Here is a 25,164-nt window from a genome sequence, read left to right on the forward strand (position 1 = left end):
CCCTCACACCGCGACCGCGCAGTTGTCCGAACTGCCCTGTCCGAGCACGCTCACGATTCCGGACCGGCCGTCGCCGAAGAAGCGGCTGAACACACCCGCCGGACGCCCGCCGAGCAGCACGGGCCCGAGGACCGGGGCGATGTCGACCTCGTGCGGCGAGTCGTCGGAATCGGCGAGGATGGGCAGGCGGCAGGTGTGGGGTTCGATGTAGTCCTGGACAATGCTCGCGCCCGACGCGGCGGCGGCGACGGCCGATTCCCATGCGGGCTGGGCGGTTTCGCGGCCGATGATGACCTCCTTGCCGCTCATGCCGAGACTTTCCTTGAGTACCAGCAGCTCCCGGTTCTCGACCACGAAGCGCAGCAGATCGACCTTCGCATCGCCGCGAGTGGTGCGACGGTCGGACAGGACTCGGGTCCACGGCAGGTAGCGGTCGACCAGGGCGCGATCGGCCGCGCTCATCCAGGGACGGCCCTCCGACAGCAGGCCCATGGTCAGCTTGCTGGACAGGAAGGTCGAGGTCTGGGTCCCGACGAGCAGGCAGCCGTGATCCAGCGCGGCCTGCACGGGTGCGGTGTCGATATCGAGTTCGAGCCAGTCCGGGATGGTGAAATTGCGCAACCCCAGCGGATAGCGCAGCCGCGGCGAACAATCCCAGGCCTCGTGCAACTCCTCGGGTTCGAAGAAGCGCGCGGTCATTCCGTGATTGTTGAAGTAGTCGATCTCGAGGTCGAAATATCGGCGCTCGCCGCCCTGATCGCGCGCACTGCCCACGACGGCGATCCGGGGCGCGACGGCCAGTTCCGCGCACAGGTCTCGGAACATGTCCATGCGCACGGCCAGCGGGCTGCGGTAGTGGAACGGCAATCGGCCGGTGTCGGAGGCGTACAGCATGCGCCATACCTCCTGGCGGCAGTGTGCCTCCACCACGCCGCCGAGCGCGCCACTGACGTTGAACTCCAGGAACTTCAGCCCGTCCGGGCCGATCACCACATCGGGCCGCGCCACGCTGTCGGCATAGCGCTCCTCGATGAACCGATCCGCCACGAACAGCTGATTCTCGCTGTCGGGCATGGCGTACGCGGCCAGTCTCCCGGCACTGGTGGCGGCGGTCTCGAGGGCGGTGCGGCGCACCAGATCCAGCAGGGCCGCACTGACACGGAACAATTCGGCGTAGGAGGCGCGCGGCAGGGCGATCGGCGCGGCGGGCAGCAGCGGCTGATACGGATAGCCGATATCGCGGATCTCGTGGCGCAGCAGTCGCCGAATCGTCTCCGGCGGCGCGGGCGCGGCCGCCAACTGCTGGTCACCGAACCACGGATGTCCCGGCACGGGCACCACCCCCTTTGCGCGCGTAGGTGTTTCGAGCATACCGATCGATGCGAGGACTTGCTCGGTCGAGCAAACCGCGCTACCGTTTGCTCATGCAAGCAAAAAGTCGCTCGGACAAGCAAGAGCGCACCGTCACCGAGACCGCCCGGCGCGCGCAGATCGTCGATGCCGCGATCGAGGTGGTCGCCGAGCACGGCTATTCGAATGCTTCCTTCGCCCGCATCGCCAAGCAGGCGGGGCTGAGCAGCACCGGCATGATCTCGTATCACTTCCGCGGCAAACAGGATCTGATCCGCGAGATCATCGGCGAGATCATGCGCGTGGCACTCACTTTCGTGAGCGACCGACTTGGCGAGGAGTCCGACTACCGGGGTCGGCTGCGCGCCCACTTCGCGGCGAATCTGGCCCTGCTCGATGAATATCCGACCCATATGCGGGCGCTGTCGAGCATCCTCACCCACTCCGACCCCGGCGACCGGGAGCAGTTCGGACTCGCCGAACAACTGGCCGAATTCGCCCGCGTCCAGGAGGACCGGATTCGAGAAGCGCAGCGGGCCGGGGTATTTCGCGAATTCGACCCCGCGATCATGGTGATGGCCATGCGCGGCGCACTCGACGCCGCCATCGCCCGCGCTGCGAGCGACCCCGAATTCGACACCGCGGCCTGCGCTCGTGAGCTGGCCGACCTCTTCGACCGCGCCACCCGTAGCACCGGAGCCGAATCATGAACCAGCAGCAGGCAATCGCCACCGATCGCAGCACCCGGCAGAAGAACGCCGCGCTGCGCCGTCACATCATCCGCCAATTGATCGTCGAACTGGCGCTGCCGCTGGGCGGCTACTACGCATTGCGCGCCGCCGGGGTGAACCCTTGGCTGGCCCTGATCGTCCCCGCCCTGCTCACCGTGCCGTTCATCGTCTACACCGCGATTCGTCAGCGCCGCGTCGACGTGCTCGCGATCTTCACCCTCACCATCATCGTGCTGGGCACGATCATGTCGCTGGTGACCGGCGATCCCCGCACACTGCTGGTCCGTGACAGCTGGCTGGGCGGCGTACTCGGCCTGTGGATCCTGGGCACGCTGTTCACCCGGCAGCCGTTCATGCGCATCATGGCCCGCACGATCGTGACGGTGAAGATCGGCGAGGAGGGCTATCGGCAGTGGGATGCCCGCTGGGACAACGACTCCCGCTTCCGTTACCACCTGCGTGTTCTGACCGCGGTGTGGGGGTCGGCCTTCGCCCTGGACGCGGTGGTCCGCGTCGTGCTCGCCTACACGCTGCCGGTCGATTCGGTGCCGCTGATCAGCACCCTGCAGTGGCTGGCGGTCCTCGCCGCGCTGCTGGGTTTCCACACCGTCTACGTCGGCCGCAACGGTCTGAAGGTCTGAGTCGCTCAGGACTCCTTGAGTCCCACGGCGCCAACGTAATTCGCGCGCAGGGCGGTCGCCTCGTCCACCGGATTCTCCGGCCGCCACAGATCCAGCGCCACGATGCCCGGCTGCAGCACGGTGTAACCGCGCAGCAGCTCGGCCACATCGTCGGTGGTCTTGAAGGCCGCGCCCGGGGTGTTGGTCCGCCGCATCACCGACAGCACCCGCTCCTGTTCCTCGAGGCTGAGGGTGAAGGCGACCGCATGCGACAGGCCCAGCGCGCTGCCCGGCGGGCACGCGTCGCGGTAGGCGGCGATCAGCAGCGCGGGGTCGATATCCTCGAGCAGATCCAGCACCGCCATCGCGAGAATCGCTACCGGGCGGCCGAAGTCGATCAGATCGGTCACGCTGGGCGCGCTCAGCACGCTATCGATATCGCGCAGATCGGCCCAGGTCATCGAGACCTGCGGATGGCCCTCGAGCGCCTTCTGGGCGTATTCGACCGCCACCCGCTCGCGTTCCACATAGGCGATCCGCGCATGCGGATTGTGTCGCAGGGCGATCTCGTGCGGATTGCCGACCGTCGGTGCGCCCGAGCCGAGATCGAGGAACTGATCGATCCCCATCTCGCACAGCGCCGCGACCGCCCGGCCGACGAAGCCGCGATTGGATCGGGCCCAGAATCTGCTGCCCGGCATGCCCTCCGGGATCGCCTCGGCGGCCTCCCGGTCGATCTCGAAATTGGCGCCACCGCCGAGCACATAGTCGTACATCCGGGCGATATTGGGCGTGTCCATATCGATGGTCTCGTCCAGCCCGTACCGGGAACCCATGTCGCAGCCTTTCTCCGCCTTGCCGTAGCAACTGTACCGTCCGGAACGGCTACCCGCCGGTTGCGAAAGGCGTTATGCGGCAAGGCTATCGATGGCTCAGCGGCGGCTCCACGCCTGCGCGCCGTCGCTCAGGTTCCACCACGAAACGTGTTGCGGGTCCTCCGATTCCAGTCGCCACATCGCGTCGAGTCGATCGAAGAACGCCTGAATCCCGGTCTTGCCGCCGCGCGGTTCGCCGATGAACACCAGCCGATCGCCGCCACCTTTCTCGAATTCCTCGAGCGCCCGCGAGGCCATCAGATCGCCCCAACCCGGCGGCCAGCACAGCAGCAGCACCCGATCGGCCTTGGGCGTCGCGGCGTAGGCATCGAGATCGCCTACGGGATACCAGATCTCGCGCCCGGGAAACGAGGCGTTCGTACCCCGGTCCGGCGGATGGGAGTCGAACGCGGCCACCGACACGCCCGCCCCGGCGAGCAGCCGCGCCCAGTACCCGCGACCGGCCCCGAGTTCCACCACGGTCCGGCCGTCGGCGAAGCGCGCGATCCACCGCAATGTCTGCGGAGACGGCACCGCGTAGGCGTAGTGCGCCTGCAGAATCGTCTCCGCGTACCCCAGCCGCGCGCTGCCGCTGTCTCGTCCGCCGTCGATCATCCGGCGACCCTCGCGGGTGCGCACGGCCGGTTCGACAATGTCCCAGTAGGGATTTCCCGACGGCGACGCACCACCGGTCAGATAGTGCGTCAACCGCAGATCGAACGCGGCGTCGACCTGTTCATCCCCGGTCCCGGGCAGCCGCGCGGCCGCGTCGAGATATTCCGCCACCCGCGGATACCGCGCCCGCAACCGCTGCTCGTCACCGAGCAGTTCCGCCAACTCACCGCGCCGCCGCGCCGTCAACACCAACCCCGTCATGAGGCCATTGTCTTATCGACCTCCACCCCACGACCCTCGAACAGCGCACAACCGACCGCCCGCCACACCCAGCACCTTTTCGTAGGACGCGTCCAGCCCGCCGATCAGGGTGGGGATCGCGATGGTGACAACCGTCCCGTCGAGCAGGGACATGAAGAAACCGATGGAGAGGATGCCGAGCACACCTCGCGAGGGATGTTTGCGACGGCTGGCTCCCGAATGCCATGGAGCACAGGGGAACTGATCGGCGCGGCCGTGGCCCACGATAAGTCGTCGACAGCGACGGTAGCAGAGAACATGCGGTATGGAACAATTCGCGATCATGACCGATGGCACCAAGTCGCAGCGGCACTACGGCGGCCGCAGCGCGGAGGAGCGGGCCGGACAGCGGCGGGCGCGTCTGTTGGAGGCGGCGCTCGAGCTGTACGGCGCACAGGGCTACACCGGGACCTCGATCGAGCAACTGTGCTCGGCGGCAAGCATTTCCACGCGCAGCTTCTACGACGAGATGGGCAGTCAGGAGAATCTGCTGATCGCCCTCGCCGACGAGATCACCGGGCGGGCGGCCGCGGCCGCGCTGACCGTGGTCGAGGAGACGGCCGAACTGCCCGTCGCGGAGCGGATCGCCCGCGGGTTCCGGGCATATCTGGCGGTGACCTGCGAGACCACCTATTCGGCCCGGATCTGCTACGTCGAGGTGGTCGGGGTCAGCGATGCGGTCGAGGCGTGGCGGCACGAGTGGCGCGAGCGGATGGGCGCGCTGCTGCGCACGCAGGCCGAGCGGGCGGTCGAACGCGGCGAGGCCCGCCCGCGCGACTATCGGCTGTTCGCCCTCGCGACCATCGGCGCGGTCAACTCCCTGGCCCAGGAACTCGCCCGAGACTCCGAGCGGGCCCCGACCCTCGACGAGATCTGCTTCGAGTTGACCGCACTGGTCAGGGGCGGGATCGAGGTTGCGCCGGGGCCAGCGGCACGGTGACGAAGGAGGGGTGTTCGGCCGTGCGCCGCACCTCGACCGTCCCGCCGAGCAGCGCGGGATAGTCCTTCGGACCCAGGATGTGGGTCGGCGCGTCGCCCGAGGCGATCGTGATCTGTAGCCGGTGCCCCGGTTCGAAGACGTGGAACGCGGGCCGCACCTTGACGTTGTATTCGGTCACCGCGCCCGGCACGACCGGTAGCAGCGATTCTCTGGTGTCGGGGTGGAACGGCCCGATCAGGCTGCCGTCCGGGGTGCGCCAGCTGCGCGATGGGTCGAGGGCGCGGAAGTTTCCCGCGAGCTGCCCGTCGGTCAGCGCGGTCGCGGATCCGTCGGGCGCGATGTCCTGCACGGTCACGCTGAACGCCGCCGCCGGGCGATCCGAGCTCGCGTACAGGGTTGCCCCGATCGGACCCGCGAGGACGGTCGGCTCGGTGAACGGTTCGGTGGCGTAGGACGGATTGTGCACCAGCCCTGGAATATCCGGTTGCGGCGGGAAATCCGCGCAGGGATCGTCCACGCCGAGCAGACTGGCCAGCAACTGATAGACCCCGGAGAAGTTCTGCGAGAACGACCGGTTGCAGATGGTTCCGGTATTCAAGGGCGAGAACGCGATTCGATCGGAGCCCGCAGGCGCGGTCGTGCGGTCCGCGGTCAGGACGCCGTCGCCGAGGTACAGATCGCGACCCGGCGCGGCCGCCAGCGGATAGGTCGCGCTCTCGATCAGGTTGCCGTTCGAGTCGATCGCGTGCAGCGGCGTGGCCGTCTCATCGATGCCGTTGCGGTCGTTCTTCAACCAGCGGTCGAACCAGGCCAATTCGATGGCATGCATATCCAGATCGGCATTGCGCCCCACGCCGGGTTGGATGTGGAACCAGGGGCCGTACAGCATTTGGAATCGACCGCTGCCGGTCGCGTCGGGCGGCATGGGTCCGGTGTGCGGGCGATGGGCGTAGGCGTTCTGCAGGGCGGCGAAGGTGCGCGGGGTGCCGTCCTGCAGCAGATCGTTCTGGCCGCCGATCAGATAGGTCGGAATATCGTTGGCCGCAATATTTTCGATGACATTGTCGATGGACCGGTCCCCCCAGTACGGACCGTTGTAGGCCCGGTCGCCGTCGAACAGGGCATTGAGAATCGAGGGCCAGGTGCCGTCGGGCCGCAGGTGGGTGAGCAGGTGGTCGCCGAAGGTTTTCAGCAGCCGATCCGGGCGGGCGTACAGGCCGAGGATCGGATCCAGTTGCGGCAGTATGGTCATCGGCACCCAGAGCACCGACCACACGAACGACACATTGACGAATCCGTCGTGGTTGATCAGATCGAGATAGGCGTTGTTACCGGGCATGAGCGGGAACAGCGCCTTGACCGGCGAGCCCGGCTCCAGCACCCCGGCGGTCATCAGCTCGCTCATTCCCAGATACGACAGCCCCCACAGCCCGATCTCACCGGTCGAGTTGGGAAGCCCTGCCGCCCAACTGATCACGCGCTTGGAGTCCTCGCGTTCCTGCGGTTGCAGCACACTCCAGTGCCCCTCCGACGAACCGGTGCCGCGCAGATCGACCACAGCGGTGATGTAGCCGCGGCGCACGAAGTAATCGCCGTAACCCGCCGCGTCGGCGATCTGCTCGGCCACCTGGATCACGCTCGGCAGTGCCTGGCGCAGCGCGGGGCCGATGCCGTCGTAGGACAGCAGGCGCATCAGCCCGGCGGAATCCTTGCCATAGGCGGTCTGGGTCAACATGATCGGGAACGGGCCGGGCGCGGGCGTTCCGTCGGCCGCGGTCGGATAGCGCACATTCGCGCGCAGCACCGTGCCGTCGGACATCGGGATTTCGACACTCTCGGTTTCCCCGACCCCGTAGATCTCCGGTCCCGGCCGCCAGCCGGGCGGCAGTCCGGTGCGCGCGTCGACCGACGAGATCGGCACCCCGCCATCCTCGTCGGCGACGGCGGACGGCGGACTCGCGAACAGCGTCAGCGCGACGAACGCCGCCATCGAAACAGAGAGTTGCCGAGCACGCATTCTGGACCGCCTTGTCCGAGTTCCGCGGAAGGAGCTTGGCGAATACGGTAAGTGATCTTATCAGATTGTCAAGCGCGCTCAATTCACCCAGGGCGGGCTGATCCGGGTGCCGTCGGCCAGTTCTGCGGCGAAGCCGACCGGGGCGGTCACCAGCAGGGCCGCCGGGCCCGAACCGGGATTGTCCAATCTGATCGTGACGCCCGCGGGTGCCAGCGCGGCATCGCCGGGGGCGAGGGTCGCGGATTCGCCGTCAATGGTCAAAATCGCTGTGCCGTCGAGCATTACGAAGGTCTCCTCGCGGAGCAGGCGGTGCTCCTGACCGGTGGTTTCGGCATCGATCTCCACCCGCCACTGGCAGATGTCGGCACTGCCGACCTCGGGGCGGACATAGGAGATGAAACGCGCGTTGTGCATCTGGTGGACCTGGGCCTGGTCGGCGCGGATCACGGGCATCGGGTAACTCCTCATTGGACAAGCTGCTTGACTATATAGTCAAGCAGCTTGACTTCTTTGTCAAGTGCCAAGATGCATACATGCCTGCCCGCACTCCCGCCCAGGATCTGCCGCTGCTACTGCTGGCCGCCGCCGCGGAGGTGACCGATGCCGTACACGCCGGGGTGGTGGCGGCCGGATTCGCCGATGTGCGGCCCAGCCACGGTTTCGCATTCGTGCGTATGGCCCCCGACGGCGCGACGGTCGGCGAGATCGCCGAACATCTCGGAGTCACCAAGCAGGCGGCCAGCCAACTGGTGGAGGAATTGGTGAACAAGGGCTACGCCCAACGCAATCCGCATCCGCACGATGCCCGCGCCCGGCTGATCACCCTCACCGAACGCGGCTGGGCGGCGACCCGGGCCGCCGATGCGGCTGTTGCCGGGTTCACCGCCCAATGGGCCGAAAGGCTCGGTATCACAACCCTTTCCGAGGTGCGCGACGCACTGGCCCAGGTCGTGCGGCCGGGCCGGGTGCGGCCGTCGGCCTGGTAGTCACAGCGCCCGCAGCCGCGCGCCGAGGTCGATGCGGCGACGAGCGTGCATGGTGTAGGCGAAAAGCATTGCGATCACGGCCCACTGGACCGGATTCATGAGTCCGACGGCCACCGGCACCGGCAGCGTCACGATGATCATCAACCGCACCACGGCATCGAGGCCGAGTCCGGCCGCCCACACCGCAGTCGAGACGGTGAACGACCGCCGCACCTCGGAATCTGTGTTCCACAACAGATTCCACCGCCGCGTATCCTCGGCCTCGGCGGCCTGGAATCGCCGCGAGATCCCGAACATGACCGGACGGCCGACGATCAGGCTGCCCAGCATCACCAGACAGATCAGACCCGAGAAGGCCGGATCCTTGGCCAGCATCAGTCGCGGATCGTCGCTCAGCGTCGCCAGCACCAGACCGAGCCCGTTGAGCGCCACCATCAGCACCGCGAGGCCGTCCACCCGCCGCCGCGCCACCGCCGAGCCGATCGCCCAGAGCCCCGCGACCACCGTGGACCCCAGCAGCGCCCCGCGGTCGTTCCACCCCCACGCCGAGAGCAGGTAGTAGGCGGCGGGCGACAGTCCGATATCCAGGGCGAGCGAGGACAGGTTGCGCACCTTGGGCGAGATCCGGCCCGCGCCGGAGCGACCGGCGGCGGGATGATCGAGTTCGGTTGGCGACAGGGAGATCTCGGACATCGGAGGTCCTTCCGGAGGAGCGGGAATCGGTTCGTTTCGAACGCTATCGACCGCCCCGCCTCCCCCGCGTCGGCGCGGGAGTGGAACTCGGTGACGCGATCTCCACCCCGGATCTCCACCCCCGGATGGTCTGCGCAACGAACCACCTGGGACGAGAATGCCCGCAGGATGCGTACACCCCGAGGGAGGATCATGCGGCAGCGGCTGCTCGGCGTCGGCCGGCGACTGATCGGCGACGACCCGGAGACCAGTCCGCTCATGCGGATGATCAGCACCTCGCTGCTGGCGGTGAATCTGGTGTACAACCACTCCCGGCCCGTTCCGGTGTGGATGTGGGTGGTGTCGGTCGTCGCCTACCTCGGATTCGTCGCCTACGCGGTTCTCGCGGTCCGACGCCCGCGCCTGGCGATGGCCGGATTGATCGCCGCCACGCTGATCAGCGCGGCCATCGTGCCCCCGGCCACCGATACGGCCCCGCTGTTTCTGGCCTGCGCCTCGCTCAGCATCCTGAGCCAGCAACTCGTGCCCAGCGCACTGGTGATCCTCGCGGTCACCGTGGCCGACGGCGTGACAATGACGGTCAGCACCTACCTCACCCGGAGCTCGACCGACGATCTGGCGATCAACCTGGCGATTCTGTGCGTCCTGATGCTGCTGGGCCTGTACCGCCGCCAATACCGGATGCGCGTGGACGAAACCGCGCTGCTGCTCGAACAGACCCGCCGCGCCCAGCACGAACAGGCCCGCGCCGCGGCGCTGGACGAACGCGCCCGCATCGCCCGCGAGTTACACGACGTGCTCGCCCACTCCCTCGGCGCGCTGGCCGTGCAGCTCGATGTGGCCGAGGGATTGCTCAGCGAGAAGGGCGATCTGTCGGGTGCGCTGTCGCGGGTCCGGCGCTCGCGACGGCTGGCCGCCAACGGCATGACCGAGGCCCGTGCGGCGGTGGCCGCGCTGCGCAACGATATTCCGCCGCTGGACGAGGCGCTGCGCGGTCTGGTCGACGGTTATCGCCGCGACCATCACATGACCGTCGACTGTCAGGTCACCGGCGTCCCGCGCGCGATGGATTCCGCGGCCGCGGTCTCCCTGCTGGGCGCGGCGCGCGAGGCGCTGACCAATGCGAGCAAACACGCACCGGGCGCACCGGTCTCGATCGTGCTCACCTTCGACACCGACCGGGTCCGGCTGCTGGTGAGCAATCCCGCGGCACGGAACGGAAATTCGCACCCCGAGGGCGGGTACGGTTTGACGGGGATGCGCGAACGCATCGCACTGGCCGGCGGCAGCCTGTCCGCCGGGCCGGGACAGGACGGTCGTGGATGGCTGGTGACGGTGGAGGTTCCCGAGTGAGCGAACAGACCACCGGCGCGCCCACCCGGGTGCTCGTGGTCGACGATCAGCAGGTCATGCGCGAGGGCCTGGTCGCGCTGCTCGATCTGATCGACGGGGTGAGCGTGGTCGGCGCGGTCGGCGACGGCGAACAGGCCGTGCGCGCGGTGACCGAGCTGACGCCCGACGTCGTACTGATGGATCTGCGCATGCCGATCCTCGACGGTGTCGAGGCCACCCGCATAATCTCCGAAAACCATTCCGACACAGCGGTTCTGGTTCTCACCACCTATTCCGACGACGAGTCGATCGTGCGCGCCCTGCAGGCCGGTGCGCGCGGCTATCTGACCAAGGACGCCGGGCGGGTGGAGATCGGCAACGCGATCCGGGCCGCCGCCGCGGGCCAGTCCACCTTCGACGCCACGGTTTCCCAGCGCCTGGTGGCCGCGCTGAGTCGCCCCGAACGCCCACGCCCCGACGCCAAACCCGACGGCCTCACCACCCGCGAGGCGGAGGTGATCGGCCTGATCGGCCGCGGCCTGAGCAACCCCGAAATCGCCGCCGCCCTGTTCATCTCGGAAACCACCGTCAAAACCCATATCAACAACGCCTTCGCCAAAATCGGCGCCCGCAACCGCACCGACGCCGTCCGCTACGCCTACCGCCACGGTCTGGCCGAACCATGACCGACTACGCCCACACCGACCACGCCTCGAAGGGCCGCGCCGAAAAGGCCCGCCGCCTGGCCGCCTACCTCTGGCACCGCGCAGTCACCGGCCCCGAACTGCTCACCCTCACCCCCGCCGCACTGCGCAAACTGGCCCGCGCCGCCGACACCAACCCACCGAGTACCGAGGAGACCTGGAAACAGGTCGCGGCCCTGCTCGACGAGAAGGACGCCTGGGCCACCCGGCACCCGAATCACCCCGGCGCCCGACGAGAACACCCCGACGAGAAGATCCTCTGGATCAAACCCCCGGTCAAACCCTGGGAAGAAGGCGACTAGGTCGTACGCCCGAGCGGCGCCCCGATCTCTCCCCTCCAACCGTGGAGATCGGCGCGCTGCCCGAAACATGTGCCGCCGCATCGGCGTCTCGATACTCCGTCAAGATCGGCTTCCGGAACAGGTCAGGGCGGCGGCCATATATGTCCGGTTGCCGCGCTAGAGTCCGGATTTCGAGACGACATCCGGGCGGGGAAGGAAATCGGATGGCAGACCTGTTCGGCGCACTACTGCAGCGAGCACGCTTGCGGGCGGGTATGACGCAGGAGCAATTGGCCGAGCGCGCGGGGGTCAGCGTGCGCACGATCCGCAGATTCGAAACCGATGCGAACACCAATCCCCGCGTGGAGACCGTGCGACTGCTCGCCGACGCGCTGCGGCTGCCACCGGCCGCGCGCGACGAGCTGCTCGCCTCGGCCGTGGGCGCCACCGAGGGACCGCTGCGGCCGGTGCCGCAGCAATTACCCGCTCTACCACAGGTTTTCGTCGGCCGAACCGACGAGCTGAACGCGCTGAGCGTGCGCACCGGCGGTGCGACCGTGGTGGTGTCGGCCGTCAGCGGCGGCGGCGGGATCGGCAAGACATGGCTCGCACTGCAGTGGGCGCACGAACATCTGGCGGAATTCCCCGACGGACAGTTGTTCGTGGACCTGCGCGGCTTCTCGCCGAAGGGCCGGCCCGTACCGTCGACCCACGCGCTGCGCGGATTCCTCGACGCGCTCGGCGTCGAACCCGCGAAGATCCCCGCCGATCTGGATGCCCAGACCGCGCTGTACCGAACCCTGGTCGCGGACAAGCGAATGCTGATCGTGCTGGACAATGCCCGCGACAGCGAGCAGGCCGCCCCGCTGCTGCCCGGTGGATCGGCGTGCACGGCCGTCGTCACCAGCCGGGACCGGCTCGCCGGACTGGTCACCGCGCACGGCGCGCACCCGATCGTGCTCGATGTGCTCGACGAGACGCAGGCACGGGAACTGATGGCCGCGCGGCTGGGCCACGATCGACTGGCCGCCGAACCGGACGCGGCCGCGGAATTGCTCGGCTACTGTGCCGGGCTGCCGCTGGCCCTGGCGGTGGTGGCGGCGCGGGCGGCACTGCAGCCGGATACCTCGTTGGCCCGGTTGGTCGCGGAGTTGCGCGACGCGAGCTCTCGGATCGATGCGCTGGACGCGGGGGAAACGGCCGCGAACGTGCGGGCCGCGCTGTCCTGGACGCACTCCGCGTTGAGCCCGCGACAGGCCGAGACGTTCGCACTGCTCGGGCTGGCGCCCGGTCCGGAGATCGGCCTGGCCGCGGCCGCGGTTCTGACGGATCTACCCGAGCCCGAAGTCCGGCGGGCCCTCGCTGAGCTGGAGCGGATTTCCCTTGTCCGCCAGGCGGTTCCCGAGCGCTATCGAATGCACGACCTGGTCAAGCTGTTCGCCGCCGACCAGGCGCGCGAGGTGGCGCGCCCGCAGCGACAGGCGGCGTTGCGCCGGCTGGTCGATCACTATCTGCACACCGCCTACACCGCGGATCGCAAGGTCAACCCGCAGCGCGATCCCGTCCCGCTGCGAGACCCTGTCGACGGCAGCCGACCTCGATCCTGGGACGACGAGCCGTCGGCCTGGGCCTGGCTCACCACCGAACGGTCGAATCTGGTCGCGGTCCAGCACCTCGCGGCCGATGAGGGGTGGCACGCCCAGGTCGGCCAGCTGGCCTGGGTGCTGCACACGGTGGTGTGGCGGCTGGGCGGCAGCGGCTACGACCTGGAGGTCTGGCAGGCCGCGCTCACCGCGGCCGAACAGGCGAACGATATGAGCGCGCAGACCCAGGCCCTGCGCTACCTCGGCCGCGCGCATGCCGTGGCCGACCGGCGCGAGGAGGCCGTGCACTATCTCGAACGCGCCCTCGATGCGGCCGAAAGCATCGGCGATGTCAGCAGTCAGGCCTACACCCACTTCTACTTCGCGATGGCCTGCGAGGACGAACCGCGAGCGCGCGAGCATTCGGCCCATGCAGTACGCCTGGCGAAGACGCTGGACAATCCGATGCTGCTGGCCCACGCCCTCAACGGGCTCGGTTGGGACACAGCGCGAATGGGCGAGTACGAGCAGTCCCGCCGACATTGCGCGGAGGCCCTGGAGCTGTTCCGCGGTCTGCGCGACAAGCACGGCGAGGCCGCGGCGCTGGACAGTCTGGGCTATATCCACCGCCACGTCGGCGAGTACGAGCAGGCCGCCGACTGCCATCGCCAGGCCCGCGATCTCTGCCGTGAACTCGGCGACGTCTACAACGAGGCCGACACCCTCGATCATCTGGCGCAGGCCTGCCAGGCCATCGGCCGCACCCTCGAGGCAGAACAGGCCTGGCAGCAAGCACTCTCGCTGTATCTGGACCAGGACCGCGCCGCCGACGTCGCACGGGTCCACGACGCCCTGGGGCAACTCGCCCATACCCTTGACAACAAGAAATGAACCGGGGTTCACTTCTTGGGTGTCGCCCGATTTCGAACACCACTCCGGAACCCGGCCCGCAGCGTGGCGGGACGATTCCACCGCCGGTGCGGATTCCCTGTTCGCCGACTGTCCGGCGCCCGAGGACCAGACCTCCTACCGCACCCTGACCTACGAGGTGACCGGGCGCATCGCGCGGATCACCTTCAACCGGCCCGAACAGGGCAATGCCATCACCGCCGATACACCGATCGAGTTGGCCCATGCCGTCGAGCGGGCCGATATCGATCCGCGCGTGCACGTGATCGTGGTGTCCGGGCGGGGTAAGGGCTTCTGCGGCGGCTACGATCTGTCGATCTTCGCCGAGGGCGGTTTCGCACCGGCCGATTCGGCCCAGCCGAGGACCGGGACGGTACTCGATTCCGCGGCGCAGGCGCGCAACCACAATCCTTGGGGCACTTGGGATCCCATGGTCGACTACCAGATGATGAGCCGGTTCAACCGCGGTTTCGCGAGCCTGCTGCACGCCAACAAGCCGACCGTCGCCAAACTGCACGGGTTCGCCGTCGCGGGCGGCAGCGATATCGCGCTGTTCGCCGATCAGATCATCTGCGCCGACGACACCAAGATCGGCTACCCGCCCACCCGGGTCTGGGGCATCCCCGCGGCCGGAATGTGGGCCCACCGCCTCGGCGATCAGCGCGCCAAGCGGCTGCTGTTCACCGGTGACTGCCTCGACGGCAAACAGGCCGCCGAATGGGGTCTGGCCGTGGAATCCTGGCCCGCCGACGAACTCGACGAGCGCACCGAACAACTGCTCGAGCGCATCGCCCGCATGCCGATCAACCAGCTCATCATGGCCAAACTCGCCCTCAACAGCACCCTGCTGGCCCAGGGCGTGGCCAACTCCGGCATGATCAGCACCGTCTTCGACGGCGTCTCCCGTCACACCCGCGAGGGTTACGCCTTCCAATTACGCTCCGCGACAGTCGGTTTCCGCGAGGCCGTCCGCGAGCGCGACGAACCCTTCGGCGACTGGAAGCGCTGATCCTCAGGCCGCGTCGATCTCGGCGCTGCGCTCCGCCTCGGTCACGACCTTGTCGGCGAGGGACCGCACGGCCTCGGCCTCGGCGTCGGTGAGCACGTCCATGAACAGCCGACGCACCAATTCCACATGGTTGGGCGCGGCCTCCTCGAGGGCGCGCCGACCCCGTTCGGTCAGCCGGACGACGATGCCGCGCGCATCGTCGGCGGCCGGGCTGCGACCGACCAGGCCGCGAGAATCCATCCGAGCCACATGTTTCGACAGCCGACTTTTGTCCCAGCAGATCTCCGCGGCCAGATCCTTGGCGCGCAGACAGTCGCCGGGTGCGGCCGACAGGGCCACCAGGATCTCGTAATCCGGCATCGACAGCCCGTCGCGGGCCAGTCCGGCGGCCATGGCCGCGTCCAGCCGCTGTCGCATGCGGATGAACGCCGACCAGGTCGCCTGTTCATCGTCGCTGAGCCATCGCACCATGGGAATTATCCTAATCGGAGTTTGGTTGACATGGACACCAAACGCGACCGAGGAGTCCCGATGCCCGCCATCACCGTCGACAACATCCTGGTGCTGCCCCGACTGCCCCGCCCGGACCGGACCGAGCGGCAGCGGCCGGTGGTCGGCGTCGTCACCGCGACCACCCAGCGCGAGGGCGCGGGCTTCGAGGTGCACCGGCCCTTCCCCAGCCTCGAACTGCGCTCGGCCGATCCGTTCATCCTGCTCGATCAGATGGGCCCGGTGGCCTATGAGCCCTATGCGGCCAAGGGCGCGCCGTGGCATCCGCACCGCGGCTTCGAAACCGTCACCTACATGCTCGACGGCACCATGGTCCACCACGATTCCAATGGCGGCGGCGGCACGATCAGCGAGGGCGATACGCAATGGATGACCGCCGGGTCCGGCATCCTGCACGATGAGCTGCCCGCCGAGGAATTGGTGATCTCGGGCGGGCTGTTCCACGGCATCCAGCTGTGGGTGAATCTGCCGCGCGAGAAGAAGATGGCCCCACCGCGTTATCAGGATCTGCGCTCGTCGGAGCTGACCCTGGTCAGCTCGCACGACGGCGGCGCGCTGGTGCGCATCATCGCGGGCGAACTGGGCGGTTTCACCGGACCGGGCTCGACCTATACGCCCATCGCCTACGCGCACGCCTCGATCAGCCCGGGCGGGCGGCTGGAAATGCCGTGGCCGCAGGGCTTCTCGGCGATGGTGTACGTACTGTCCGGCAGCGGGACCGTCGGTGCGGAGGGCAGGCCCGTACACGCGGGACAGCTCGCGGTATTCGGGCACGGCGAGGCGATCACCGTGACCGCGGACGAACATCAGGACACGCCCACCGGTGAATTCGAAGTTCTGCTGTTGGGCGGCCGGCCGATTCGCGAACCGGTCGTGCAGTACGGCCCGTTCGTCATGAACTCCCGACACGAAATCATCGAGGCCATCGAGGATTTCGAAGCCGGACGAATGGGGCGCGTTCCGGCCGAGCATCTCACTGGGAAACGCCTGGGAGAATAAGCGAGGATCGGCCGTCCGGTTGACAACGGCACCTCCCATCAGAAAGGTAGAGCGCGCGGTTCCCGGCCCGTGTTCACCGCGGGGAGTGTCGGGCGGACCGCAATGCACATATCGCAGCAGACAACGAGGACTACATGAACGTTCGCAGGCTCATCGTGACCGTGAGCGCGGGATTGATCACCCTCGCCGCCCCGCTCGCTCCCTCGGCCATGGCCGACCCCTTCATTCCCACGGGTTCGGCGGGTACCGGATCGTCGGGTGTCGACGATGTCATCGGCGCCACCGGATCGGGTGGCCTGGCCCAGACCGGTTCGGCGGGCGGCCCGACCTACAAGGACTGCGATGCGGCCCGGGCAGCCGGCGTAGCGCCGCTGTTCAAGGGTCAGGCCGGCTACTCGCCGCACCTCGACCCGGACAACACCGGAATGGCCTGCCCCACGGTCTGATTGATCCGAAAACAAAACACCCGGTGTGGCGCGACCACACCGGGTGTTTTCGTTCGTCCACACTCAGCGACGGAAAACCCGGAACAGCACCACTGCCACCACGAGGACGCCCGCACCGATGAGGCTGTACTTCACCTTGGGCTCGTTCACCTTCGCGAGCACCGCCTGCTTGGTGTTGTCGGCGATCCGCTGCGGATCGGCCCGTACCGCGAGCTCGTCGAGTGTATTCGCGAGCCGGTTGCGTGCGGCCTCGATATCTCGCTCGATGCGCTCGGTATCCCTCGCCACGTTGTCTCCTGTAGTCGATGTGCGTCGCTGAAGCCTCGAGTCTATCGGTCGCCGGGATGTGCCGTCCGATGTCGCAGCCGTCGATTACCGTGCTACGGCATGACCGAGAATCACCGCTTGAATGTCGGCGATACCGCGCCCGAGTTCACCCTCCCCGATGCCGACGGCAAGGAGGTGTCGCTCGCCGATTATCGCGGCCGGAAGGTGATCGTCTACTTCTACCCCGCGGCCAGCACCCCGGGCTGCACCAAGGAGGCCTGCGACTTCCGCGACAATCTGGCCGAATTGAACGGCTCCGGAATCGAAGTACTCGGCATCTCCCCCGACAAGCCCGCCAAACTGGCGAAATTTCGCGACAACGAGAAGCTGACCTTCCCGCTGCTGTCCGATCCGGACCGCGAGGTGCTGCAGGCATGGGGCGCTTTCGGCGAAAAGACCATGTACGGCAAGAAGATCACCGGCGTGATCCGCTCCACCTTCCTGGTAGACGAGCAGGGCAGGATCGAACTGGCCCAGTACAACGTCCGCGCCACGGGACACGTTGCGAAGCTACGGCGCGACCTGTCGGTATGAACGAAAGATCCCCGGCTGCTTCGCAACCGGGATCGAGAATCAGAAGGTCACTGACCTGCCTCTATTCGCAGAACTTCGTCAGGGGCAGGTCGAGCCTTCTTTAAGGGATCTGACCGTCGGATTATCATGCTCCGGTTGTCAGTTCTCCAACTGCTCGAACGATACGGTCAGCCGCACGCCCGGGACGATCTCGACGTCCAGCGCACCGTAATGCGTATGGGCCTGCCCATAGTTGCGGCCGGACCAGTCGAGCCGGTACTCCTCGATCGCGCGGATTCGACCGTCATCGTCGACGATCACGACCAGGTACAGCGGTATGCGCTGATTCGCGTACTCGGCCCGCTTGTCGACACCGTCGCGCTCGTAGGAGTCGCTATTGGCGATTTCGACTATCAGCTTCACATGATCGCTCTGTACCTTGGTTCCACGCGGCAGGCATTCGTACACCACTACATCCGGCCTCCGGAACGTGAAGGTCTTACCCGACGACGTCGCGTACGCGTTCTTTATCGAGTAGCGAACGTCGATCTCGGTGTCCACCTCGATGCATGGCGACTCCGGACGCACCCCTTCAACCGCCGCCGCCAACCGCCGACCGATCCGACTGTGTTCCCGGGTCGGTGCTTGAAGGAACACGACATGGCCGTAGACCACCTCGATCGTCCGGCATACATCGTCCGGCAGCGCCTCGTACTGTTCCTCCGTCAGCAAGAGCATCGAAGGGTCGGTGGCCCAGGCAGGCAGCGTCATACGATCAGCGTAATTGCCCGCTGGACACGACGTCGCAATCTCGGCCGTCGAAGCGTCGCCCTGGGTCACCGTGCTGACACCGTGTGATCACGACCAGGCGCGTGCTCCGACTATTGCTCTCAACGGCATATTGTCAGCAGTGGCTCCCAGGACAACGTCCGCGCCACGGGACATGTGGCCAAGCTGCGGCGCGACCTGTCGGTGTAAATGGCTGTCCCCCGGCCGCTTCGCGACCGGGGGACGTACTAGAGGGTGTAGCGACCGGAGAATGTCTGGACCGACGTCTAGGTCGGAATCATCGGTCATTCCGACCTGCCTTCGGCCGGAATCACGTTCGCGGTGAGATCTGGGCGACCCACTGCATCATCAAGCGCCAGTGGTTGTCCCACCATTGACCGAATTCGGGACTGGTCAGATCCGGCGGCGCGGCCTCACCCGGGAACAGCAGGGTGCCATTCGGAGCGCCGGCCGGGGTGGTCGGTGCGCCCGGGGTCGCGAGTGCCGTTCCGGCCGAACCGGTTTCGGGCAGGGCCGAGGCGGCGGGCGGCTTGGCGCCCTGCTGATCCTCCGCGGACGGCGGACCGGACTGGGTGTCCTGCCGTAATCCGAGGCGATGGGTGCCGCCCGGACCCCAGGTGATGGTGGCCGGATCGACGGTCACCATCGTCGCGGAATCGCTGGGCAGCGGCACGGATTCGGTATCGGAGACCGCGGGCAGGCCCGCCCGCTCGTCGGCGGCCACCGGTTCCGGTCCGGTCGACAGCGGATCCTCGGCGGTACGGGTGCGATGCGAATCCGCGGCGACCCGGGCGTCGGTGAGCATCGGGGAGTTGTCCGACCGTGTGCGACTGGTCATCTCGTAGACCCCGCCCGCGACCAGACCGCTCGCCAGCACGCTCGCCGCGGCGAACAGCGCCGCGGTGCTGCGGGTGATCCGCGGCTGGTCGCCGATCGCGATCACATCGGCGACCTCGGGCAGCGCCACCAGCGCCGCGCCGATGGCCGCTGCCGCCGCGGCGATCCGGCACGGAACGATCGGCACGCCGAATCCGGCGGCCAGCGCCGCCGCCACGGCGGGCTCCTCGGCCGCGGAACCGATCAGCACCACGGCGTCCGGACGCACCCCGGCCGCGTCGAACTGATCCCACGCCGCGGTGACCGCGGGGCGCATGGTCTCCGTATTCACCACCGCGCCGGACGAGGCGATGGCCGAGACCACCCGATCGCGGTCGGGTGAGATCAGCGAGAACGCCTGATAGCCCGGCACCGCCTCACAGATCACCAGATGATCGAATTCGTCCACCCAGCTCATCGCCCCGGCCAGCGCCAGATGCGCCGATTTGGCCGAGACCAGCGAGGCGTCGTGCCAGGTACCGGCCGCCAATCCGCTCACGATCGCCCGGCGCTCGGCCGCGTCGCGATAGGTGACGGCCGCGCCGACGATCTCGCGATCCGGTCCGATCTCATCGGCCAGACTCTCCAGCGCCACCTCGACGGCCTGCGCCAATTCGGATTTACCGTCGCCGCGGATCCGAACCGATCGCTGGACCAGCACCCGTTCGGGCAGCCGTCCGTCGTCGTCCGACAACGCCACCGCGTGGACGGTGCCGCGTTCGGTGGACACGCCTAGGGTCACCGCAGATCGAGCCACAGATCACGCCTCCGATGCACTGAGTCGACACGTCTCGAGGTACTCCTCCTCGGTATGTGTTCGTCACCACTTCGCGACCGGATGGGTTATGAGAGCCAACGAAACACGACACGGACGGCGTAGCCGCGTGTCATCCGCGTGTCGCTACCGCTAGCCTGATAGTTGTGGTGGAGACGCGAACGGCAACGAAGTCGAGCAGACGTCCCGACCCGGCGTTGGAGTTGCAGGACGACCCGCAGGAGTTGATGCCGCGGCGCCGCCCCACCCAGGAGCGCAGCAAGCGCAAATTCGACGCGTTGTTACAGGCCTCGCGGGAACTGCTGGTCGAGGTCGGCTTCGAATCGTTCACCTGCGAGGAGGTCGCGGCCCGGGCCGAGGTGCCCATAGGGACGCTGTATCAGTTCTTCGCCAACAAATACGTCATCGTCTGCGAGCTCAATCGGCAGGATCTGGTGGCGGTTTCGCAGGAGCTGGCCGACTTCCACGGCGAGGTGCCGTCGATGGACTGGCTGCGACATATGAACAAGCTGGTCGATCATCTGGCCGATCTGTGGATGACCGATCCGTCGCGGCGCGAGGTGTGGCTCGCGATGCAGTCCACCCCGTCCACCCGGGCCACCGGCGCCATCCACGAAAAGGAATTCGCCGAGGTCGTGCAGCAGATGCTGCGGCCGCTGATGCCGCGAACGCCGCGTGCCCGGCGGTCCATGATGGCCCAGGTGCTGGTGCACATGGTGTATTCGATGATGAACTTCTCCGTACAGGACGGATTGCGCCACGAGGACGCGGTATCGGAACTGAAGCGTCTCATGGTCGCGTATCTTCTTGTGGCCGAGAAGGAATCGCGGATGGGTGGCCAGAAGGTGAGCGAGCCCTAGCCCCGCCCCTCCCCGCCGATGAGATCCGCGAGTTCACCCGGATCCTCGAGCACCACCATCGCGGCGGCCACATCCCCGTCGTGCGTCAGCGACAGATGTACCCGCGCCCGCGGCAGGAATTCCGCCGCCAGCCCGTGCAATTTGATGCTGGGCCGCCCCCACGCGTCGTTGACCACCTCGATCAGCGGATAGGGGTTGTCCCCAATCTGCGGACTACGCGCGAATCGCGATGAGGCCCAAGCCTTGATCACCGCCTCCTTCGCCGCCCACCGCGTCGCATAACTACGCGCCGGATCGGTGCCCTTGCTCTCGCAGTACCGCCGCTCACCCACGGTGAAGCTCTCCCGCAGCATGGTCGTCCCCGACCGCTGCAGCTGCTCGGCGAACTCGGAGATGGTCACCAGGTCCAGCCCGATCCCAAGAATCGTCAAACCCAACCCCTCGATGTCACGCGGCCCAAACCAACCGCCTACCAGCCGAACCCGGCCATGCTAACCCGCCCCCACCCCCCGACAACCCTCATACGAGACCTACTGGCGAGGAACAAAGCACCCACCCCTTCCGCGCCCCAGAGCACATCCCCTCCTTCCCTCAGTGCACGTTCCCCCTTTCCTCAGTGCACGTTCCCCCTTTCCCCAGCGCACGTATCCCGCTCTCCCCCAGCGCACGGTCCCTCACTTTCCCCGCCGCGAGCGCAGCGAGCGGCGGGGACGACACGACTCGGCGGTGCCCACCCGTAGGTGGACACCGCCGAATCAATTGCCGTTACTGGCAGCCGGTCCCCGGGATCGTGTAAACCCCGTCCGACAGCCGCGCCTCACCCGCGAGCAGCACATCCGCCTCCAGCTGGCGGATCTGCTTGGCCGGGGTGCCCTCGCCGCCCAGGCGGCGGTCGGCCGGGCGCTCGTAGAGCGGCGCCCCGCCGCACATGGCCTCGACCAGGCGCTGGCGGCCAGCCAGCTGGCGCTGTTCGGCGCGGCGCTGGTAGGTCTCGCGCTGAGCCGGGTCGATCGCCTCGATGAAGGCCTGCGGGTGCACGATGGCCAGCAGGCCCGAGACGTGGCCGAAGCCGAGCGAGGTGACCAGACCGGCCTTGAGCGCGAAGCGGTCTCGCATGGCCAGCGGCTCGCGCAGCCACACCAGATGCGGGTAGTCGGCCATCTTCTCGTCCACGCAGTCGAGGCTGCGGTTGGGCGGGATGACGCCCTGCTCGAGCACCTGGCACAGGCCGATCATCTGGAACGCCGCCGCGCCGCCCTTCGCGTGACCGGTGAGGGTCTTCTGCGAAACCACGAACAGCGGAGCGCCCTCGGAACGGCCCAGCGCCTCGGCGAGCCGCTCGTGCAGCTCGGACTCGTTGGGATCGTTGGCGGCGGTGGAGGTGTCGTGCTTGGACACCACCGCGATGTCGTCGGCACTCACACCCAGCTTGCGCAGCTCACTTGCCAGCCGCGACTGCGCCCCGCCGCGTCCGGCGCTCAGCGCGCCCAGACCCGGTGCGGGAATCGAGGTGTGCACACCGTCGGCGAAGGACTGCGCGTAGGCCACCACGCCCAGCACCGGCAGCCCCATCTCCACCGCCACGCTACCGCGCGCCAGCAGAACCGTTCCGCCGCCCTGCGATTCGACGAATCCGCCGCGACGGCGGTCGTTGGCCCGCGAGAAGTAGCGATCGCTGATGCCCTTGGCGCTCATCACCGCCGAATCCGCGGTCGCCGACATGTCACCGAAGCCGACGATGCCCTCGATACCGAGATCGTCGTAACCACCGGCCACGACCAGATCGGCCTTGCCGAGCTTGATCTTGTCGACGCCCTCCTCGACCGACACCGCCGCGGTCGCACACGCCGCGACCGGATGGATCATCGCGCCGTAGCTGCCCACGTAGGACTGCACCACATGCGCCAGCGCGACGTTGGGCAGCGCCTCCTGCAGGATGTCGTTGGCCCGCGGCTCGCCAAGCAGGTTGTCGATGTAGAGCGAGCGCATCGAGGACATGCCGCCCATACCGGTGCCCTGGGTGTTGGCCACCATCGCCGGATGCAGCCAGGTCATCAGCTCGGCGGGGGTGAAGCCGGAGGACAGGAACGCGTCCACCGTGCAGACGATGTTCCACAGCGCCACCCGGTCGATCGAGGAGGCCATATCGGCGGAGATACCCCACTTGGTGGGATCCCAGCCGGTCGGGATCTGACCGCCGACCGTACGCGACAGCTTCGCCCGCCGCGGCACGCGAATCTCGGTGCCCGCCTTGCGAATCACCTGCCAGTCGCCCGACTCCGCCACCGGCACGATGACCGTCGACTCCGGATTGGCCGCGTAGAACGCCCGCGCCTCGGCCTCGCTGTTGACCACGAAGGTCAGATCCTTGTCCAGGAACACCGAGGTGAGCAGCGGCGCGGTGTTGTCGGTCATGGCGCCGTCGTCGACGTAGCGACGCACGCCGCAGCGCTCGACCACCACATCGTGATACCGCTCGGCCAGCTCGGATTCGTCGACGTAGTCACCGGTCTCGGCGTCGTACCAGCCCGGCTTGGGATCGTTCTCCCAGGTGACCAGTCCGGTCGACCAGGCCAACTCCAGCACGCCCGCGGTGGACAGCTCGTCGGCGACCTCCATCTCGAACCGGGTCCGCGCCGAACCGTAGGGTCCCAGTTCACCGGCGCCGACGATCACGACCATATCGTCGAGATCGGCTGTGACAGCGCCCCATTCGGGCGTCGGCAGCGCGGAGGTCAGCGTCGGCGGCGCGGGCAGGGCCGAAATCGTCCGGCCTTCGGATTCGATTGCCTCGGAATCGCTTTCGGCGCTGCGCTCGGCGTCCTTCGCCAGCGCGGGCAGATCCAGCTTCGCCCGAGCGAGCCCACCGGTGAGGTCGATCTGCTGCGGCCCCTGCGTGGTCACGACCCGCGCCCGCGAGGTGCACCACTTGAGCAGTTCGTCGGCCATCTCCTGGGTCGACCAGGTCTGCACCCCGGCCTTCTCGACGGCCGCTACCAGCGGATCGTTATGGCCCATGAGTCCGGTGCCGCGCACCCAGCCGATCAGCGCGTGCACCAGCGTCACCCGCGCCGCCCACGACTTCTCCGCCCGCCATTTGGCGACCACCGCGTCCAGCGCGGCCTTGGACTCGCCGTAGGCGCCGTCACCGCCGAACATGCCGCGGTTGGGCGAACCCGGCAGCACCACATGCAGTTTCGAGTCCACGTCATGATCGCCGCCGAGCTTGGACAGCCCACCGATCAACCGCTCCACCGACCACAGCAACACCCGCATCTCCATCTCCGCGCGAGCGCCCGCGTCGGAGAGGTCACCGGCCACCCGCGGCGCGGCGAACGGCAGCAGCAGCGTCGGGGTCATCGCGGGCTTGACCAGGACCTTCGCGCCCCCGGCGGTATCGGTCTGCTCATTGCCCACCCAGTCGATCAGGGCGTCGATGTCGGAGTAGGAGGCCATATTCGCGGGCACCACCCACAGCGCCGCGCCGTGACGGGCGTGCTCGCGGTAGAGCTGCTTGTAGAAACCCAGCCGCGTGTCGTCCAGCCGCGAGGTGGTCACCACCACGGTCGCGCCGCCACCGAGCAGTCGCCCCGCGACCGCCGCCGCGATGGAACCCTTACTCGCACCGGTGATCACGGCCGTATCCGAGGACCAGATGCCGGCCTCGCGGACGTCCAGCGCCGCCTCGGCAATGCGCTCGTACACCCCGGCCAGCACCGAGCGGGCCTGCTTCATGGCCCGCTGCCGCCACCAGTTCGCCTGCGTGGCAACGGCTTTCCCGGAACCTGTGAATCCTTCTATCGGCAGTTCGGCCACCTGGGCGTCATCGCCGAGCCACAGCCGCGCGAGATCCTCACGGGCGCTGGCCCACCGGTCGTCGATCAGCACCGCTTGGCGGCCGTCGAAGGCCGGGGCCACCAAACGCGGCCAGTCCGAACCCAATTCGGCCGACACCAGGTCGATCAGCGAATTGTCGCTCGCCTCCGGCGCCGACACCTCCTCGGTCAGCCCCAGCTGCTCGAGCACCACCCGCGCCGCGGTCGCCAGCACGCCGTCGCGGCCGGTGATCTGCTCGGTGAACTCGCCCAGCGCCGCCGCGTCGACGGTCGCGCCGCCGCCACCAC

The 25,164-nt window shown here is 67.8% G+C and carries 26 protein-coding genes; 13 read left to right on the forward strand and 13 right to left on the reverse strand.

Translation table 11 applies throughout. The features are described 5' to 3' along the window. Positions 1 to 3: 3 nt before the first annotated feature. Positions 4 to 1,332: a hypothetical protein gene (locus NP4_RS18550; RefSeq protein WP_211335956.1), complete on the reverse strand. Its 1,329-nt coding sequence runs from the start codon at positions 1,330 to 1,332 to the stop codon at positions 4 to 6. 92 nt (positions 1,333 to 1,424) lie between these two features. Between NP4_RS18550 and NP4_RS18555 the strand changes: the two genes are divergently transcribed. Further along, complete coding sequence (locus NP4_RS18555; protein ID WP_067999353.1) at positions 1,425 to 2,060, forward strand: TetR family transcriptional regulator; 636 nt, start codon at positions 1,425 to 1,427, stop codon at positions 2,058 to 2,060. Further along, positions 2,057 to 2,722, forward strand: coding sequence for a VC0807 family protein (locus NP4_RS18560; protein WP_067999356.1), 666 nt, complete (start codon positions 2,057 to 2,059; stop codon positions 2,720 to 2,722). Before NP4_RS18555 ends, NP4_RS18560 begins: the two co-directional genes overlap by 4 nt. Positions 2,723 to 2,727: 5 nt before the next feature. Here the strand turns inward: NP4_RS18560 and NP4_RS18565 are convergent, their stop codons facing one another. From NP4_RS18565 to NP4_RS40995, 3 genes are all read right to left on the reverse strand, one after another. Continuing rightward, entirely contained in the window at positions 2,728 to 3,537 is an 810-nt protein-coding gene (locus NP4_RS18565; protein WP_067999358.1) for an SAM-dependent methyltransferase, read from the reverse strand. 96 nt (positions 3,538 to 3,633) lie between these two features. Further along, a complete protein-coding gene (locus tag NP4_RS18570) occupies positions 3,634 to 4,452 on the reverse strand; it encodes a class I SAM-dependent methyltransferase (RefSeq protein ID WP_067999360.1) in 819 nt (272 codons plus the stop codon). Between the two features lie 12 nt (positions 4,453 to 4,464). Further along, entirely contained in the window at positions 4,465 to 4,605 is a 141-nt protein-coding gene (locus NP4_RS40995) for a hypothetical protein (RefSeq protein WP_156524922.1), read from the reverse strand. Positions 4,606 to 4,774: 169 nt separating this feature from the next. On the opposite strand from NP4_RS40995, the gene NP4_RS18575 reads away from it, so the two are divergent. Beyond that, on the forward strand, positions 4,775 to 5,431 hold the full coding sequence (locus NP4_RS18575; RefSeq protein ID WP_067999436.1) for a TetR/AcrR family transcriptional regulator: 657 nt from the start codon (positions 4,775 to 4,777) through the stop codon (positions 5,429 to 5,431). Here NP4_RS18575 and NP4_RS18580 read toward each other — a convergent pair. Both NP4_RS18580 and NP4_RS18585 read right to left on the reverse strand, forming a co-directional pair. Beyond that, a complete protein-coding gene (locus tag NP4_RS18580; RefSeq protein ID WP_082875983.1) occupies positions 5,388 to 7,448 on the reverse strand; it encodes a CocE/NonD family hydrolase in 2,061 nt (686 codons plus the stop codon). The two genes, NP4_RS18575 and NP4_RS18580, sit on opposite strands and share 44 nt — an antisense overlap. A 78-nt stretch (positions 7,449 to 7,526) precedes the next feature. Further along, complete coding sequence (locus NP4_RS18585) at positions 7,527 to 7,901, reverse strand: cupin domain-containing protein (RefSeq protein WP_067999364.1); 375 nt, start codon at positions 7,899 to 7,901, stop codon at positions 7,527 to 7,529. Between the two features lie 80 nt (positions 7,902 to 7,981). Here NP4_RS18585 and NP4_RS18590 point away from each other — a divergent pair, with 80 nt between their 5' ends. Then, on the forward strand, positions 7,982 to 8,434 hold the full coding sequence (locus tag NP4_RS18590) for a MarR family winged helix-turn-helix transcriptional regulator (protein ID WP_067999366.1): 453 nt from the start codon (positions 7,982 to 7,984) through the stop codon (positions 8,432 to 8,434). Here NP4_RS18590 and NP4_RS18595 read toward each other — a convergent pair whose 3' ends face one another. Continuing rightward, a complete protein-coding gene (locus NP4_RS18595; protein ID WP_067999368.1) occupies positions 8,435 to 9,127 on the reverse strand; it encodes a VC0807 family protein in 693 nt (230 codons plus the stop codon). Positions 9,128 to 9,319: 192 nt separating this feature from the next. On the opposite strand from NP4_RS18595, the gene NP4_RS18600 reads away from it, so the two are divergent. The 5 genes from NP4_RS18600 to NP4_RS18620 all read left to right on the forward strand — a co-directional run bounded on the left by NP4_RS18600 (position 9,320) and on the right by NP4_RS18620 (position 14,945). Beyond that, positions 9,320 to 10,480, forward strand: a complete 1,161-nt coding sequence (locus NP4_RS18600; RefSeq protein WP_067999370.1) for a sensor histidine kinase — start codon at positions 9,320 to 9,322, stop codon at positions 10,478 to 10,480. Further along, the gene (locus NP4_RS18605) at positions 10,477 to 11,145 is read left to right on the forward strand and encodes a response regulator (protein ID WP_245998494.1); all 669 of its coding nucleotides are present in this window, start codon (positions 10,477 to 10,479) and stop codon (positions 11,143 to 11,145) included. Before NP4_RS18600 ends, NP4_RS18605 begins: the two co-directional genes overlap by 4 nt. Continuing rightward, positions 11,142 to 11,465 (forward strand): hypothetical protein, encoded by a 324-nt coding sequence (locus tag NP4_RS18610; RefSeq protein WP_067999376.1) that lies wholly within the window; start codon positions 11,142 to 11,144, stop codon positions 11,463 to 11,465. The genes NP4_RS18605 and NP4_RS18610 overlap by 4 nt, the downstream gene beginning before the upstream one ends. Positions 11,466 to 11,668: 203 nt before the next feature. Further along, on the forward strand, positions 11,669 to 13,918 hold the full coding sequence (locus NP4_RS18615; RefSeq protein WP_169813763.1) for an ATP-binding protein: 2,250 nt from the start codon (positions 11,669 to 11,671) through the stop codon (positions 13,916 to 13,918). Between the two features lie 19 nt (positions 13,919 to 13,937). Further along, complete coding sequence (locus NP4_RS18620; RefSeq protein ID WP_067999378.1) at positions 13,938 to 14,945, forward strand: crotonase/enoyl-CoA hydratase family protein; 1,008 nt, start codon at positions 13,938 to 13,940, stop codon at positions 14,943 to 14,945. Between the two features lie 3 nt (positions 14,946 to 14,948). Here the strand turns inward: NP4_RS18620 and NP4_RS18625 are convergent, their stop codons facing one another. Next, positions 14,949 to 15,416, reverse strand: a complete 468-nt coding sequence (locus NP4_RS18625; RefSeq protein WP_067999380.1) for a MarR family winged helix-turn-helix transcriptional regulator — start codon at positions 15,414 to 15,416, stop codon at positions 14,949 to 14,951. A gap of 60 nt (positions 15,417 to 15,476) precedes the next feature. Between NP4_RS18625 and NP4_RS18630 the strand changes: the two genes are divergently transcribed. Both NP4_RS18630 and NP4_RS18635 read left to right on the forward strand, forming a co-directional pair. Beyond that, positions 15,477 to 16,454, forward strand: coding sequence for a pirin family protein (locus NP4_RS18630; protein WP_067999440.1), 978 nt, complete (start codon positions 15,477 to 15,479; stop codon positions 16,452 to 16,454). Positions 16,455 to 16,588: 134 nt separating this feature from the next. Beyond that, positions 16,589 to 16,900 carry an excalibur calcium-binding domain-containing protein gene (locus NP4_RS18635; protein WP_067999382.1) on the forward strand — a complete coding sequence of 104 codons (312 nt, stop codon included), beginning with the start codon at positions 16,589 to 16,591 and terminating at the stop codon, positions 16,898 to 16,900. 63 nt (positions 16,901 to 16,963) lie between these two features. On the opposite strand, the gene NP4_RS18640 is transcribed toward NP4_RS18635, so the two are convergent. After that, positions 16,964 to 17,188, reverse strand: coding sequence for a DUF3618 domain-containing protein (locus NP4_RS18640; protein WP_067999384.1), 225 nt, complete (start codon positions 17,186 to 17,188; stop codon positions 16,964 to 16,966). A gap of 99 nt (positions 17,189 to 17,287) precedes the next feature. Here NP4_RS18640 and bcp point away from each other — a divergent pair, with 99 nt between their 5' ends. Beyond that, positions 17,288 to 17,761, forward strand: a complete 474-nt coding sequence (gene bcp / locus NP4_RS18645) for a thioredoxin-dependent thiol peroxidase (protein ID WP_067999386.1) — start codon at positions 17,288 to 17,290, stop codon at positions 17,759 to 17,761. Between the two features lie 138 nt (positions 17,762 to 17,899). On the opposite strand, the gene NP4_RS18650 is transcribed toward bcp, so the two are convergent. Together NP4_RS18650 and NP4_RS18655 are read right to left on the reverse strand one after the other, a co-directional pair. Next, a complete protein-coding gene (locus NP4_RS18650) occupies positions 17,900 to 18,580 on the reverse strand; it encodes a Uma2 family endonuclease (RefSeq protein ID WP_211335957.1) in 681 nt (226 codons plus the stop codon). Positions 18,581 to 18,839: 259 nt separating this feature from the next. Then, a complete protein-coding gene (locus NP4_RS18655; RefSeq protein ID WP_067999390.1) occupies positions 18,840 to 20,135 on the reverse strand; it encodes a DUF7159 family protein in 1,296 nt (431 codons plus the stop codon). Positions 20,136 to 20,407: 272 nt separating this feature from the next. Between NP4_RS18655 and NP4_RS18660 the strand changes: the two genes are divergently transcribed. Beyond that, positions 20,408 to 21,040: a TetR/AcrR family transcriptional regulator gene (locus tag NP4_RS18660; RefSeq protein WP_373863843.1), complete on the forward strand. Its 633-nt coding sequence runs from the start codon at positions 20,408 to 20,410 to the stop codon at positions 21,038 to 21,040. On the opposite strand, the gene acpS is transcribed toward NP4_RS18660, so the two are convergent. Together acpS and NP4_RS18670 are read right to left on the reverse strand one after the other, a co-directional pair. Beyond that, on the reverse strand, positions 21,037 to 21,471 hold the full coding sequence (gene acpS, locus NP4_RS18665) for a holo-ACP synthase AcpS (protein WP_067999444.1): 435 nt from the start codon (positions 21,469 to 21,471) through the stop codon (positions 21,037 to 21,039). The two genes, NP4_RS18660 and acpS, sit on opposite strands and share 4 nt — an antisense overlap. A gap of 334 nt (positions 21,472 to 21,805) precedes the next feature. Next, on the reverse strand, positions 21,806 to 25,164 hold a 3,359-nt coding region (locus tag NP4_RS18670), incomplete at its 5' end, for a beta-ketoacyl synthase N-terminal-like domain-containing protein (protein WP_303755861.1).

Origin of the sequence: Nocardia pseudobrasiliensis NBRC 108224 (genome assembly GCF_001613105.1) — a bacterium.
GTDB classification, from domain to species: Bacteria; Actinomycetota; Actinomycetes; order Mycobacteriales; family Mycobacteriaceae; genus Nocardia; species Nocardia pseudobrasiliensis.

Coding starts and splice junctions, on each gene's coding strand:
- NP4_RS18555 (WP_067999353.1), top strand. CDS start 1,425: ATGCAAGCAAAAAGTCGCTCGGACAAGCAAGAGCGCACCGTCACCGAG.
- NP4_RS18560 (WP_067999356.1), top strand. CDS start 2,057: ATGAACCAGCAGCAGGCAATCGCCACCGATCGCAGCACCCGGCAGAAG.
- NP4_RS18565 (WP_067999358.1), bottom strand. CDS start 3,537: ATGGGTTCCCGGTACGGGCTGGACGAGACCATCGATATGGACACGCCC.
- NP4_RS18570 (WP_067999360.1), bottom strand. CDS start 4,452: ATGACGGGGTTGGTGTTGACGGCGCGGCGGCGCGGTGAGTTGGCGGAA.
- NP4_RS40995 (WP_156524922.1), bottom strand. CDS start 4,605: ATGTCCCTGCTCGACGGGACGGTTGTCACCATCGCGATCCCCACCCTG.
- NP4_RS18575 (WP_067999436.1), top strand. CDS start 4,775: ATGACCGATGGCACCAAGTCGCAGCGGCACTACGGCGGCCGCAGCGCG.
- NP4_RS18580 (WP_082875983.1), bottom strand. CDS start 7,448: ATGCGTGCTCGGCAACTCTCTGTTTCGATGGCGGCGTTCGTCGCGCTG.
- NP4_RS18585 (WP_067999364.1), bottom strand. CDS start 7,901: ATGCCCGTGATCCGCGCCGACCAGGCCCAGGTCCACCAGATGCACAAC.
- NP4_RS18590 (WP_067999366.1), top strand. CDS start 7,982: ATGCCTGCCCGCACTCCCGCCCAGGATCTGCCGCTGCTACTGCTGGCC.
- NP4_RS18595 (WP_067999368.1), bottom strand. CDS start 9,127: ATGTCCGAGATCTCCCTGTCGCCAACCGAACTCGATCATCCCGCCGCC.
- NP4_RS18600 (WP_067999370.1), top strand. CDS start 9,320: ATGCGGCAGCGGCTGCTCGGCGTCGGCCGGCGACTGATCGGCGACGAC.
- NP4_RS18610 (WP_067999376.1), top strand. CDS start 11,142: ATGACCGACTACGCCCACACCGACCACGCCTCGAAGGGCCGCGCCGAA.
- NP4_RS18615 (WP_169813763.1), top strand. CDS start 11,669: ATGGCAGACCTGTTCGGCGCACTACTGCAGCGAGCACGCTTGCGGGCG.
- NP4_RS18625 (WP_067999380.1), bottom strand. CDS start 15,416: ATGGTGCGATGGCTCAGCGACGATGAACAGGCGACCTGGTCGGCGTTC.
- NP4_RS18630 (WP_067999440.1), top strand. CDS start 15,477: ATGCCCGCCATCACCGTCGACAACATCCTGGTGCTGCCCCGACTGCCC.
- NP4_RS18635 (WP_067999382.1), top strand. CDS start 16,589: ATGAACGTTCGCAGGCTCATCGTGACCGTGAGCGCGGGATTGATCACC.
- bcp (WP_067999386.1), top strand. CDS start 17,288: ATGACCGAGAATCACCGCTTGAATGTCGGCGATACCGCGCCCGAGTTC.
- NP4_RS18660 (WP_373863843.1), top strand. CDS start 20,408: ATGCCGCGGCGCCGCCCCACCCAGGAGCGCAGCAAGCGCAAATTCGAC.